Raw genomic sequence first — 13,674 nt, 5'->3', positions numbered from 1 at the left:
AAAGGGAGGAATCGCACGTGCAATCCGTCGAATACGCCGTTGTCGGCGGGGGCGCCATGGGTGCCGCCACCGCGTGGAACCTCGCCCGCCGCGGCGCGGAAGCCGTTCTCCTGGAGGCGGACGAGCTCGCGTCCGGCGCCTCGGGCGGACCCGGCCGTCGCGGGGTCCGAGCCGGGGGTCGCGACCTCCGGGAACTGCCGCTGACGCGGCGTGCCCTCGAGCTGTGGCCGGAGCTGGACGCGGCCCTCGGCGCCCCGACCGGCTACCGGCGCAACGGCCTGCTCAACCTCTACGACGTCGAGATCGCCGGGCTGTCCGGCTGGCAGAGCCTCCCGGCCCGGGCGCAAGCCCAGCAGGCGGCGGGAATCCCGTGCACCATCGTCGATCGCGAGCGCCTCGACGAGATGCAGCCGGGGCTCGCCGAAGACATCCGGTACGCGCTCTTCACCCCGGACGACGGCACCGCCGACCACCCGGCGACCACGAGGGCGTTCGCCAAAGCCGCCGTCGGCCTGGGCGCGCGCGTCCTCGAACACACCGCGGTGACCGGCTTGGCCGCCCACGCCGACGGTGCGGTCACCCTGCACCTGGCCGAGGGGGAACACCTGCGTGCCACCCGGGGCGTGATCCTCGCGGCCAACCGGTCGACGCCGCGGCTCCTCGCCGACGCGTTCGGGATGAGCCTTCCCTTGTGGGAAAAGGCCACCCAGATCACGTTCTTGGCTCCCCCACCCGGTTTTTCGCTCGACCACCAGCTCGGCCACACCCGGCGCTCACTGTCGATCAAGACCACGGACGAGGGACACGTCATGCTGTCCGGCGGCCGCCCGGGCGGCTGGGACCCGGCGACCGCCGTCGGCACCCCCGACCCCGACGTCCTGCGCACCGCCCTGGCCGACGTCGCGGCAACGCTCCCGGCCCTGGCCGGCGCGGAGGTGCTCGCGGTCGACAACAGCCGCGCCGACACCAGCACGATCGACCTCATCCCGGTCATCGACCGGGTACCCGGCGCCGCCCGGGTGTTCGTCGGAACCGGCTGGAGCGGCCACGGCTTCGCCCTGACCCCGGCGGTCGGCGAAGCACTCGCGACCTGGGCCCTCGACGGTGAACGGCCGGACACCCTGCGGCCGTTCACCTTTGCCCGGCTGGGCGTCGTGTAGTTCTGGCTGGCGGATGCCCTGTACGGAGCGGAGAAGCCCAGGAGGACCGTAGCGGGGCGCGCTACCGCCCATCCAGGCCCAGCAGCATCCGGGCGTACTGCTCACGATCGATCTCGGTGACGAAGGCGGGGTGCCGGGTCGCCGTACCGAGGTCGCGCCAGATCCGCTGCGCCGGGCTGGCTTCGGCGAACCGGCCGGCGCCGCCGGCGTCCAGGAGCTTGTCGACCGCCTCGCGGATCCGCCGCGCCGCGAACCCGGCGTCCATCCGGATGCGGGCGGTGGCGAGCGGAGTCATCCGCGCACCGGTACGCGTGGCCCGGTCGACGGCGCGGGCGCTGCGTGCGGCGTGCAGGATCGCCGAGTCGATGAGCATGGCCGCGTCGGCGATGTTCGCCTGCACACCGGGCGCGTCGATCGCGCGGGAATGCAGCTTCACCGCCGAGACCAGCGGCTTGCCGTCGGCCAGCTTCTGCGTGATGTGGTCGTAGGCCGCCATGCCCATCCCCAGCACCGGCGCGGCCAGCGCGCCCATCAGGCCCTGCGGGGCGGGCACGCGCATGGCCGTCCGGGTCTCCGCGGTGCGGGGAGCGGCACCGGCCGCACGGCCCGGGAAGAGAGCGTGGTCCTCCGGGACGAAGACCTCGTCCGCGACGATGGTGTCGCTGCCCGTGCCGCGCATCCCCGCCATGCGCCAGGTGTCCTCGATGGACAGTCGACTCATCGGGACCAGGACGATCCCGCGCTCCGGCACGGCCCCCTCGGTTCCCGTCGTGATGTCGAGGATCGCCCAGGTGGCGTGGTGCGCCCCCGAGGCCCAGCCCCAGCGGCCGCTGAGCACGTACCCACCGGGGACGGCGCGCGCCGGAACGGCACCGGCGGACGAGCCGCACACGGCCGCGTCCGGATCCTCGCTCCAGACCCGGTGCCGCACTTCGTCCGGGAACATCCAGAGGGCGACACTCGCGCTGTAGTACACCACCAGCACCCAGGCCGCCGACGAGCAGCCGCGCCCCACTTCGGCGGCGACCGCCGTCGCCGCGCACGCGCCCGCTTCGTGGCCGCCGTAAGCCCGCGGCGTGGCGAGGCGGAACAGTCCCTCCTTGCGCAGCGCCGTGACGACTTCGCCGGGCAGCGTCCGCGTGTCATCCGCGGTCTCCGCGTTCGCACTGAGGACCGGGACCAGCGACGACGCCGCCGACACGAGCGCCAGCTCCTCCTCCGGCAGATCGGCGACGAGCGCGTCCAGCCGATCGCTCGTGCCGAGCTGTCCTTCTTGCCGGTTCATGGCGGTCCTCTCTGCGGATTGCCGGCCAACCTGAGACTCGGTGCCGTTTGTGGAACCACAGTACCGCAAACGAGGTGTAGTACCATCGGCGCATGACAGGGCGGGACGAGCATCGTCCGGGTGCACGTGAACTCGCCCGGCGCGCGATGCGGGCGCAGGTGGCCGAGATGGCGCTCGACCTGTTCCTGGACAACGGCTACGAGCAGACCACGATCGACGACATCTGCGCGGCCGCAGGCATCTCGCGCAGCACCTTCTTCCGCTACTTCCCGTCGAAAGAAGACGTCTTCGCGAGCGAGACGTCAGCGGCCGTCGACGAGCTGCTGGTGGCTCTGCGGCAGCGGCCCGACGACGAAACCCCGTGGGCCGCGCTCCGCCACGCGATGGGCCCGCTCGTCGCGCACTACGCGACCCAGTCCGAACGCGCGCACCGGCTGGCGGCGCTGGCCAGGACCACCCCCGCGCTCGCCACGCTCCACCAGGAGAAGCAGGTCAGGTTCCTCGGGTCGATCGGCCCCGAGCTCGCCCGGCGGTTCGGCACCGACCCGCGCGACCCGGCCGATCCCCGCCCCCGCGCGCTGATCGCGAGCGCCCTCGGCTGCCTGGAGGCAGCCGTCGCGGCTTGGATCGCCGGAAACGGAACGCAGGAGCTGGGCCGACTCCTCGACCGCGCGATGGACGCGATCGGCCCGGACCGGCCGGGATCCTGAGCCTCCGGAGCCTCGGCCGGGCGATACGTCCTTTCGTTCTCCGGCGCGGCCGCCAAGTGCGATGCATCAGATGTCGCGATGCACGTCACGTGCCGACGCAGTGCAGCTTCTCGGCGGGTACGGGTACTTCCCGCTGGAGCGGATGATGCGGGATGCCAAGCCAATGGCGCTACGGTCGCCATCGGCCGAGCCGGGATCAGCTGGTGGCCAATCCGGCGAACCTGACCGGCGGTAGCTGGAGGTGCTCGCAGTTCTCGCCGACGGGCCTGCGCCGGGAATTCGGTCTCGAAACCCGCTCACAGGTTCATGATCGGCAGCTGAGCGCCCGGGCGGACCAGCCGGGCGAGCAGTTGCTCGGGCTGGTCACTCACCGGCCGCAGGGCATCCACCGCTTCGGTCCGCATCCCCTGGCCGGACAGCACGACAGCCAGCGCGAGCCCCAGTCCGTTCGCCACGTGGGGGCAACGCTGCTTCGCCAGCTTCAAGGCAGCGTGACAGTCCCCCAATGCCTCGTCGTGCCGGCCGGTACGGCTCAAGGCCATCGCCCGGTTCGCCAGCAGCATGACCCGCACGATCGGCGTGTCTTCGGCGTCGAGCTGGCCAGCCGTCAGCTCGACGGCCCGGGCGAAGTCGCCGACGCGGAACGCGGCCGCCCAGCCGGTCCGGTCGCCGAGCTGGACCAGGTCGATCACGCGCCCCTCCTCCGGCCAGGCCCGGCGATAGCCCAGGCGGAAACTCTGCCAGCCGCCCGGGGTCAGGGCGGGCAGCAGCGGGCGGAGGTCCGTCGCGCACTGCTCCGCGCTCGGCCGGCAGTGCAGGAAAACCGGCCGCGGATCGTGCACCAACGCCGTGCCGTCGCGATCGAACAGCCAGTTGCCGCGATGGGCGTCGCCGTGCAGGACGTTGCGGGAATGCAGCTGGGCCAGCGTGGTGCCGATGGCGAAGCCGTCCGGGTCGAGCGTCGTCTCCCGCGGGGCGGCCGTCCACAGGTGCCGGAACTCGCGGTAGTCCGTCACCACCGGTCGCGTCTCGAAGGGAAACGGCTGCGGCGGCACGCGTTCGGCGTATGAGCAGAGGAAGCGGATGCTTTCGCGCCGGCCCGCCACGAGCGGATAACGCGGGCCGCCCGCCCCGGTCAGGCACGACAGCGGCACCACCGCGCACTCGCCGATCGACTCCGCGACGTCCCGCGGCCATTGGTCGAGGGAGCCGCTCCGGGGGATCTCGTCGCGCAGGAGCACGATCTCGCCGCGCTCCACCAGCTCGCGTACGGCGGTCAGGTCGCCTCCGGTGAACTCCGTCGCCTCGACGCGCGTGGTCCCGAGATCGAGGAGGTGAGTCATCGCCCCAGCATAGAATGAGCGGCATGGCCGAAACCGGGGAAAACGTGGCGCTGGTGACGCAGACCTTGGTCGCCAACGCCAGCACGGTGCTGAGCCGTCCGGAAACCCTGACCTTGCCGTTGTTCCTCGATCTCTGTGCCCTCTGCGAAGCGGTGGTGCTCCTCGACCGCTTGGAAGCGCTGGGCGCGGCGGACGAGCACCACAACTTCATGGGCCGGCGGCTCGGCGGGGAAGGGCTGTACCGCACGTTCCAGCCGAGCCTGTCCCCCGAGGAACTCCGGCGCGTCATGCTGCGGCTGCCGGACGAGCTCGCGAAACGCATCGCCCTCGACGCCGGGGGCCACGAGCACGCCGTCGACGCGACCGGCGCGGTGACCGGCCTGGACTACACGGCCGGACTGAACAACCTCCTCACCCAGGTCGACGCGCTCGGCGGGTACGCCAGCTGCGGGGATTGCTCGGTCAAGGAGCGGATGTACCGCGGGAACGGCTACCTTCTCGTGGCCGCCGCCCACGGCCTGGACTACTTCCCGGACTTCGACCGGGTGCCGTTCGTCGCGGGCACGTTGCAGAAGACGTACCGTTCGCTGCCGCGCCGGCTCTACGACAAGGTCTCCGAATCGCTCGACGAGCCACTCAACGGCGGTGATCTCGTCGCCGAGTGGACAGCGATGTCGACCATCCCGATCCCGCCCATCAGCGCGCTGGTGCTCTCGCGTGCTTCGTCGCTCGACGACGTCCCGGAGCAGCTGCTGCGCGTGCGCCACGAATTCCGCCGCTATCGCCGCTACTTCGGCGACTTCAAGGCCGCGCTGCGCACCGCCGACACCATCCGCGAGCGCCGGAAGCTGCTGGCCAGATACCAGGCTCTGCTGGCCGAAGCCAGTGGCCCCGAGCGCGAAATCGTGTCACTGACCGAGATGCTCAACCTCACCGAGAAGGCCGTGAAAGCCGCCGCCGGCCCGGCACTGCCGACGAGCTACGGCGCCGCGCTGGTGACGCAGCCGGCCGACTGGATCCGCCGGTGGTGGCAGCGGCGGCCGCTGGCCATCCTCTTCCGGCTGGACAGCAAGCTGCCGCGGCTGCCGGAGTACCGGCAGCTGGTCGGCAAGCTGTGGGGCGAAGAGGCCGGCCACCACCTGCTCGGCCAGGTCACCGACCACGGTGTCCGCCTGCGCACCCTGATGGCCGACGCCGAACCGGCCTAGCCTCACCCCGACGGCGACCGCTCCCCTGCAGCCCGGCCCCGCCGTGTCTGCTGATTGAAGTCCAAGTCTTTTCCTGACAAGGAACTCACCCGCGCTAAAGCGGGTCTTGCTCTCCTCCAGTCCGGGAGGCCGACGCCGAACTCGGCCTCCACCCGACCGACGTGGGTTGCGAAACGGGCGGCTTCGTGAGCGGAAGTCCGCTTCGCCGGTCCCGGACCGCCCGGCGACGAGCTGCTGTTCTCCGGCCTGGCGAAGGATGGACGATCATCGTTGCCGATCCGTCCGGCTCGCTTGGCGTCACCGGATCACACCCGGGCGGAACCGGGCGAGCTCCGCGAACTGTCGCGAAGTTCGCTCGAGCGGCTGCCGCGGCACGGGAAGAGCAGGTCGTGCACCGCCCGGACGAGCGGGATCACCTCGCCGCGCTCCTCGATCGCCCGTTCCCGCGCTCCCTCGTGAAGGACACAGCTTCGCAACCGCTGTTGCACCCGGCGTCCCACGAGCGATGACCAAGCATGACCAAGGGACGGATCGCGCTGGTCGCCACGTGCGTGGGGGTCGCCGGCCTGGCCGGCTGGTTCACCATCGCCCGCTGGGACGACGCGAACAAGGTAGCCGCGGCCATCTCGGCGCTGGGTGCGGTGGCCGCGATCGGCGTCGCGGTCTGGGCGGCTGTGCGATCTCCCACCTCGGCGACAACGATCAGGGTGTCCAGAACCGGCGCGGCGACCGCGCACGGCAGCGGCCGGGCGAACACGGGGTTCCGCGGCAATGCTCCCACCGGCTCGGTGAGCGTCGAACGCACCGGTGACGCGGACGCGTCAGGCCAAGGCGACGCCAACACCGGCGTCGACTCCTGATGAGCAAACGTCGCCCGGTGCATGACATCGGCTCCGGGAACATCGACGTCAGCCGCACGGGATCAGCGGACGCGGCCCACGGCGGCTACGCGAATTCCGGCGTCCACATCGGAGACGTCTGCCTGCACACGGGGCTTCCGGTCCGCACCCGCTACCGGGAACAGGTGCGGCGGATCGCCCCGCCCTCGCTCCTCGGACGAGACCGCGAGCTCCTGGAGCTCACGGAGTTCTGCACGACCACGACGACCGGCCCCCGATACGCCTGGTGGCGAGCGAAGGCGTGGACCGGCAAGTCGGCGTTGATGTCCTGGTTCGTCTTGAACCCGCCGCCGGGCGTGCGCATCGTTTCGTTCTTCGTCACGGCTCGTCTAGCTGGGCAGAGCGATCGCAGGGCCTTCATCGACAACGTCTTCGAGCAACTGGCGACCATTCTGGACGAACCAGTGCCGCCGTACATGACGGAGTACACGCGAGAGGCCCACCTGCTTGGGATGCTCCGTGAAGCCGCAGCTTTGTGCCGGGAACGAGCGGAACAATTCGTCCTCCTCGTCGACGGCCTCGACGAGGACCGTGGCGTGACGACCGGGCCTGACGCACACAGCATCGCCGCTCTGCTCCCGCCAGATCCACCGGAGGCGATGAAGGTAATCGTCGCAGGTCGCCCGAACCCGCCGGTCCCCAGTGATGTCCTGCCTGATCATCCGCTGTTCGACACATCTATCGTCCACGACTTGGCGGAGTCTGCGCAAGCACGCGTCATCCGCGGCGACATGCAACGGGAGCTCAAGAGGCTGCTGACCGGAGACCAAACCCAGCGTGACCTGCTCGGCCTGGTCACCGCCGCCGTCGGTGGCGTGAGCAGCGCCGACCTCGCCGAGTTGACGGGCGAAGAGCGTTGGGTGATCGACGACCACCTGCACACGGTGGCAGGACGAACGTTTCGAACGCGAACAGGACGCTGGCGCGGGAGTACTGAGACGTACATCCTGGGCCACGAGGAACTCCAGAGCAGTGCCCGCACGTTCCTCGGTCGCACGGCCCTGGACCAGTACGTCGAGCGTCTCCACGCCTGGGCTGACGGCTATCGCGAATCGGGGTGGCCACCCGACACACCGGAATACCTGCTGTCCGGCTACTTCCGGCTCTTGGTCTCGTCCGGAGACATCGACCGGGTCATCGGCTGCATCACCGACTCCGCCCGGCACGATCGGATGCTCGCCCTTTCGGGCAGTGACAGTGCAGCCCTTGAGGAGATCCGCGAGGTACAGGATCTCGTTCTCGGCCAGGAGCCGCTGGACGTCGCGGCCATGGCGCGGCTGGCTGTCCACCGCGAGCACCTCGTCGATCGCAACACCTGGATACCGGTCCAAGCTCCCGCGGTGTGGGAATACCTCGGATTTTTCGATCGAGCGGATGCCCTGGCCGGTTCCATGCCTCCGGACAACCGTCCCGCGGCGTACGCCAAAATCGCGATCGCCAGCGCGGAACTCGGCAACCTCGATCGCGCCATGACGGTCATACGCGCTTTGGGAGACGGTCAGATTCCCGAGGACGACGCTGTCACCTTGTCGTTGACACTCGCGGAACGCGGCTTTGTAGCGGAAGCCGGGGAGGTAATGCCGTCCTCCAGCCGACCCGATGTGCGGACTGTCCGGATCGCTTTGCTGTATGGAGCGCGTGGCGATTTCCGTCGCGCCCTGGTTGCTGCGGAAACTGTAGCCGATCACGAAATGAGATTCCTGGTTCTGTGCGACCTCGCCACCGGCGCGTTGCGCGGGGACCAACGCCCAGCAGGTCTGCACCTGGTGCAGGTCGCCGAGTCGACTCTGGCGGTCTTCGAGCCATGGCCCGCGGGATTGGCGCAACTAGTCAAGGCAATGGCACTTTCAGGCGATCTGGACCACGCCATCGAGTTAGCGAACGAACTTGACGGGTTCGACGAGGCTCAGGGTCATTTCGATTACCTGACTCGGCAGGATCCGCCCGCCGAGTACTTCGATTACCTGACAGAACCTCTCTCGCCTGCAGCGCGGGTCGAGATGCTTCTCGCACTTCTCGATGCAGCACAAGCCGCGGGGCGCGCCGATTACGCGGAGCGAGTCCACCAACGCCTTGACTTCCTGATCGGCCAAGAGCCGGCGGACTCATCCGATATACACACAGTCACCGCGTCGGCTTTGGCTTTCGAATCCCTCCTCAGCGGCGACGCGTCCGCGGCATTGGAGACGCTGACCGGCAACCCGATCCAAGATCCCCCGGACACCCTGGCGTCCATGGCGTATGTGTGCGCCAGGAACGGACGGCTCGAACCAGCGGTCGACCTGGTGCTCCGCGCCGAGGTCGCGGCTCGGACTCAGCGGGACCACGGTTGGCGCGATCGCGACCTGGAGCCGCTCGCGAACGCACTGGCTTCGTCAGGTCACGTCGAACGAGCGCAGGCATTGACCGGCAACTTACCCGAACCTCGTCGTCTGCATGCTGTCGATGCAGTGGCCCAGGCAGCCGCCATGCGCGGCTATATCGATGAAGCTTATCGTGTAACACTCGCACTTCCCGATGCCAATTCCGCTTCTCGAGCCATGGTGTGCCGCGCGCTCCTCCGCTCCGGACGCCATCAGGCTGCCTGGACACTGATAGATGCGATGACGGATCCACTCATCGTGCTTTCGCTCGTGCCGGCCGCACCGGCCGAAGACCGTCCTGCGCTGTTGAGCCGAGCGCGGCGTTGCTCTGAGCAGGAGTCCACCCCTCAGCATTGGGCATCAGCCCTTGCGGCTTCAGGAGACTTCAGCTCCGCAACCGCCAAAGCGCAGGAAGTCTCCGACCCTGTCGAGCGAGACTGGACCTGGTCGGCTATAGCCATCCACCACTACCAGGCAGGGGACTGCGAAGGAGCGTCGAGGCTGCTGGATTTCGTCGAGGCACCCTTCCGGCGCGGCTGGACCCAGAACAGGCTTTCGAACCTGGCCGCTGCGAGCGGAGATCTCGCCGAGGCCGGTGCCTTAGCCGACTCCATCTCGGACCCGTACCTGCGGGTGCGAGCGATGGTCGAACTGGTCGAACTGAATGGTCTACAGGCCCGTTACTGGGCGGACCGAGCCGAACATGCCCTCGCCGACGTCGACCAGCCTCCGTTGGCGGACCGCCAGCGTGGTGCGCTGGCCGGAGCTTTGGCTTCGGCGGGAGAATTCGCCAGGGCCAAGGCCACCGTTGAAACCGTTGGGGACCGGTTGGCCCGCGTCCGGGCGCTGGCGCAACTCGCTTCCCACAGTGGCTTGGACATTGCCGATCACACCGGGTTGCTGCTGCGCACCTGCCCCTGGACTGCCTTGCTTCCCACTCTCCGCCGCAAACACCCAGAGGCGCTGGTCGCGATCGCCGACGAGTTGTCACCTCTCTGAATCGGCAATCCGACTCGGACAGCGGCTTCTCCGGGACGCCGGCGAGCAAGTTCTCCATCGCCGCGAATCAGGGCGGCGCCGCGACAGTGCCGCGGAGCACTCCTTGTCCGCAACTGCCGATGTGGACCGGCTGTCCAGGGCAGATCGTTCCGGGCTCCGGGCAGCCCGCGCTGGAGCAGCTCGGCTCAGCTCAGGTCTTCCGCGCCAGCGAACCGAGGCTCCTTCTCCTCCGGGAAACCCGCACACCACCCGCGGTGTCAGGGATAGCCGGGCGCCGTCGCGGCTCGACGAACCGGATTCGGAGGTGCGGGGAACGAAGGTGGGGTCCGGTCCTCTCAGCAGAGCGCCGTCGGCGCGCTGTGTCCCAGCATGTCCTGACGGACATGCGTGCCGGGGAACATGTCAGCATTCGGAGCTGGCCGTGGAACTGGTGCCTGACCTCGACTGGGTGACCGCCACCCGGTACCCGCCGACGCTTTGCCAACATCGGGACAACGATCGATCCGCGCGTCACCGATGCGGGTTGTTCAGTACAGCCGGCGCAACGCCGCGCGACTCGTTCACGCCTTCCGCGCGCCAGGACGAGCCGCATTCGAGGTGATCAACACCCTCGTCGCCGACGCGGCCGCCTCTCGAGCCCGGTGGCGCCGATCCGCACGTGGCACCCCAATCCCGGCCTCGGATACCGTGGGCAGCGATCACCGCCGAACCGGCGCATACGGACGACGATCATTCGGTCTGACCGGTGCTTGATCTGGCGGACACGTGTACCGGCCGTCACTACGGTTCACCAAATCGCCAATGAATAGTGCGTTATACAGTGATCAGTGCAGGACACGTAACCAAGGGTCGCAACAGAGCTCGATTTCTGATGTCATGCCCCCATGACCCGCCCTCAGATCCCCTACCCCTCAGCCCAACCGGTCCGCACAGCCGCCGCGTTGTGGCAAGACCGCTGTCTCCTCGACGATATGGGGCTGTTCGATGACAGCAGGGTCTCCACACTGCAGAACGCCGATGCCCTGGCGCAGGATTCCGTGCAGCAACCGGACCTCGGGGTAGGAACTTTTCTCGGCAAGCTACACGGCTGCCCACGATGACCACCAAGGACTCGGTCAGCAGCGAGGACTGGCCCAGGTGCGCGATAATTCTTGGGGAACCAGACGATCGGTGTGGTGGAGTTCAGATCGGCGGTATTGACCGCTGTCTTGCGCACCTAGACCCAACGGATCTCGACACGTTCCTCTCGGAGCTGTCTCCTGGGGCTGACATCGACGTTCGCGGTACCACCCTCGATTCGGAGTTGATCAGGCGGCTCACACAGGCCTTCACACCACGCGATTCATCACCTCCAAGGGCGCAACTCGGTCGCGCTGACTTCCGCGACGCGACTTTCACCGAGCCGGCCGACTTCGACAACACAACCTTCAGCGGGGACACCTACTTCGACGACGCGACCTTCACTGAGGACGCCTCCTTCAAACGCGCGACCTTCACCAAGGACGCCTACTTCGACGACGCGACCTTCACCCAGCACGCCGCCTTCGACCACACAACCTTCACCGGAGGCGCCGCCTTCCGCGAAGCGACTTTCACCAAGAACGCCTCCTTCGACGACGCGACCTTCATCCACCACGCCTCCTTCCGCGGTGCGACCTTCACCGAGGGCGCCGCCTTCAACAACACGACCTTCACCAAGGACGCCGACTTTCGCGACGCGATCATCACCAAGAACGCCTCCTTCAGGGGAGCGATCTTCCTCACGTGCGAGCGCCTAGGCCCTCTGACGGCCGACCAACTGGACGTCTGTGGGACGCAGTTCGGTGTCGCGGTTGTCGTCGAGGCCGAGGCTGGAGAGGTCACTTGCCAGCGGGCGCGTTTTTCCGGAGGTGTGGAACTGCGTATCCGACACGGCCGGGTCAATCTCGCTGAAGTGTTTTTGGGCTCGGTCTCGTCGCTCGGGCCCTCAGCGACTACACGCGCCGCAGAAGCGCAGGTCAGGAGCTGGCACAAGAAGAACAGCTCCATTGATCACCGTCCGGTGCTGACATCTCTTCGCAGGACCGACGTGTCAGAACTGGCACTGACCGACGTTGATTTGCGGTGGTGTCGCTTCGCGGGGGCGCATCACCTGGACAAGCTGCGCATCGAGGGCGATAGTCCCTTCCAGCAGTCGGCGCGGCCACTGCGGGCCTTTTGGCGTCCCAGACGGCAGGTGATATTCGAGGAGCATCCATGGCGAGCTCAGCGGAACCCGACGTCAGGGTGGCTTGCTTCTGAACCGTTCGATACCGAGCAGGTGGAACAGGTTGGGCCGAACCGGTTGGCGGCCCTATATCGCTCGTTGCGCAAGGCGCTTGAGGACGGCAAGAACGAAGCCGGCGCTGGGGACTTCTACTTCGGTGAGCAAGAGGCCCGCCGAAATGCTGTCGGGACGTCCCCCGTCGAACGAGCAGTGCTCTGGGCTTACTGGCTGATCTCAGGATACGGGCAGCGCGCATCACGCGCCGTCACCGCGCTTGCCGGGGTAGTCGCCGTACTGGCTGTTGTATTGATCACCTGCGGCCTTCCCGCCGCTGGACCGACGTCGCAGTCCAAGACGGTAACTCGTGCAGTCCCTGGCGGCGGCCAGGAGACCGTGACTACCTCTACAGACGTTACGCCACACCTGCCACCGAGCAATGGCCGATGGACACTTGACCGTCTCGATACTTCGGTGCGCATCGCGCTGGGCGCGGTCGTGTTCCGCGACGCTGGCCAGAAATTGACAACAGTAGGAACCTGGGCGGTCATGGTGGCCCGATTCGTCGGCCCGATCCTGCTTGCCCTGGCTGCACTCGCCGTACGCGCCCGGGTCAAACGATAGAGACCGCGACGACCTTCCGATCCGTAGTTTCGCGTCGGCGCGCACATCGTTGGCGGCCTGGGCATCGCTGGGCACAGGTTGCAGCAAACTGAGCACAATCGGCATCGATGTGCAGCAATTCGTGGAGCACGACTACTCCGTCTACTGGCTACCTGTCGAGCCGGTTTTGCCACTATGGGTCAGATCCTGCGTTTATCCGGTGGGGCGAGGGGCGGGCGATGGCAGAGCGGGAGTCGGGGTCACGGCATCACCTGATCGTGGTCGCGGACGTCGAGGGGTTCGGGGATCCGCGCCTGACGGGGCCGCATCTGCAAGCGGTTCGGGTGGACCCGGCATCATTTTCGCGTCAATGGGATCTATTCTACTGTTGCTTGGAATTGGTTTGGCAATATTTACGCGGGAGCCGGAGGAGATCAATATGCGAGCATAGTTTCCGACATGGCCGGCGTCGTGACGAATCTGACATCCGGAGTTTCTTCGTACAGTCCAATCGTGCGAGAGCGAACATGGGTAAACAAGGTTCGATGATGCGTGAAGAAAGCCAGGAAGACCGACGGTTGAACGCTGCGCGTGAATTGGCCGGGGCGATAAGTGAAACCGCCCTCCGCGACCAGGTCCGAGCTGAGCTATCCCGGACCCTCTCGGAGGCCAAGGACGTGAAGCCTTCCAAGGTGTTAACTGATTCTGCTAAGCTAGCGAGTTGACCATCGGGTGACACTAGCGTCCCAAGAGTTGCTGACCGGCTCGACTAGGTCCAACAGTCGCACGTCCGGCAGATACCTGCCCATCTTCGCTTAAATCGGACACAATCTCATCCACGTCGAGATTCTTCGGGTACATC

Annotated in this window: 8 protein-coding genes; 6 read left to right on the top strand and 2 right to left on the bottom strand. The window is 67.6% G+C overall.

Annotation, left to right across the window (positions count from 1 at the left end; all coding sequences use genetic code 11):
- Nucleotides 1-17: 17 nt before the first annotated feature.
- A complete protein-coding gene (locus tag ACIOD2_RS00115) occupies nt 18-1,160 on the top strand; it encodes an NAD(P)/FAD-dependent oxidoreductase (protein WP_400532551.1) in 1,143 nt (380 codons plus the stop codon).
- A 61-nt stretch (nt 1,161-1,221) separates the two neighbouring features.
- Here ACIOD2_RS00115 and ACIOD2_RS00110 read toward each other — a convergent pair whose 3' ends face one another.
- Nucleotides 1,222-2,445 carry an acyl-CoA dehydrogenase family protein gene (locus ACIOD2_RS00110; protein ID WP_400532549.1) on the bottom strand — a complete coding sequence of 408 codons (1,224 nt, stop codon included), beginning with the start codon at nt 2,443-2,445 and terminating at the stop codon, nt 1,222-1,224.
- Nucleotides 2,446-2,537: 92 nt separating this feature from the next.
- On the opposite strand from ACIOD2_RS00110, the gene ACIOD2_RS00105 reads away from it, so the two are divergent.
- Nucleotides 2,538-3,155: a TetR family transcriptional regulator gene (locus ACIOD2_RS00105; protein ID WP_400532547.1), complete on the top strand. Its 618-nt coding sequence runs from the start codon at nt 2,538-2,540 to the stop codon at nt 3,153-3,155.
- A 296-nt stretch (nt 3,156-3,451) separates the two neighbouring features.
- Here the strand turns inward: ACIOD2_RS00105 and ACIOD2_RS00100 are convergent, their stop codons facing one another.
- Entirely contained in the window at nt 3,452-4,498 is a 1,047-nt protein-coding gene (locus ACIOD2_RS00100) for a hypothetical protein (RefSeq protein WP_400532545.1), read from the bottom strand.
- Nucleotides 4,499-4,521: 23 nt separating this feature from the next.
- Here ACIOD2_RS00100 and ACIOD2_RS00095 point away from each other — a divergent pair, with 23 nt between their 5' ends.
- From ACIOD2_RS00095 to ACIOD2_RS00080, 4 genes are all read left to right on the top strand, one after another.
- Entirely contained in the window at nt 4,522-5,706 is a 1,185-nt protein-coding gene (locus tag ACIOD2_RS00095; RefSeq protein WP_400532543.1) for a hypothetical protein, read from the top strand.
- 515 nt (nt 5,707-6,221) lie between these two features.
- Nucleotides 6,222-6,566: a hypothetical protein gene (locus ACIOD2_RS00090; protein ID WP_400532541.1), complete on the top strand. Its 345-nt coding sequence runs from the start codon at nt 6,222-6,224 to the stop codon at nt 6,564-6,566.
- 17 nt (nt 6,567-6,583) lie between these two features.
- The gene (locus ACIOD2_RS00085) at nt 6,584-9,967 is read left to right on the top strand and encodes a hypothetical protein (RefSeq protein WP_400532539.1); all 3,384 of its coding nucleotides are present in this window, start codon (nt 6,584-6,586) and stop codon (nt 9,965-9,967) included.
- Nucleotides 9,968-11,063: 1,096 nt separating this feature from the next.
- Nucleotides 11,064-12,833 (top strand): pentapeptide repeat-containing protein, encoded by a 1,770-nt coding sequence (locus ACIOD2_RS00080; RefSeq protein ID WP_400532537.1) that lies wholly within the window; start codon nt 11,064-11,066, stop codon nt 12,831-12,833.
- The last annotated feature ends 841 nt before the right edge of the window (nt 12,834-13,674 follow it).

Origin of the sequence: Amycolatopsis sp. NPDC088138 (assembly GCF_044741685.1) — a bacterium.
GTDB lineage: Bacteria > Actinomycetota > Actinomycetes > Mycobacteriales > Pseudonocardiaceae > Amycolatopsis.
This window is presented reverse-complemented; position numbering and strand designations above follow the sequence as displayed.

Excerpts from the sequence above, each read along its gene's own strand:
- ACIOD2_RS00100 (WP_400532545.1), bottom strand. The coding sequence starts at position 4,498 with ATGACTCACCTCCTCGATCTCGGGACCACGCGCGTCGAGGCGACGGAG.
- ACIOD2_RS00095 (WP_400532543.1), top strand. The coding sequence starts at position 4,522 with ATGGCCGAAACCGGGGAAAACGTGGCGCTGGTGACGCAGACCTTGGTC.
- ACIOD2_RS00105 (WP_400532547.1), top strand. The coding sequence starts at position 2,538 with ATGACAGGGCGGGACGAGCATCGTCCGGGTGCACGTGAACTCGCCCGG.
- ACIOD2_RS00110 (WP_400532549.1), bottom strand. The coding sequence starts at position 2,445 with ATGAACCGGCAAGAAGGACAGCTCGGCACGAGCGATCGGCTGGACGCG.
- ACIOD2_RS00080 (WP_400532537.1), top strand. The coding sequence starts at position 11,064 with ATGACCACCAAGGACTCGGTCAGCAGCGAGGACTGGCCCAGGTGCGCG.
- ACIOD2_RS00090 (WP_400532541.1), top strand. The coding sequence starts at position 6,222 with ATGACCAAGGGACGGATCGCGCTGGTCGCCACGTGCGTGGGGGTCGCC.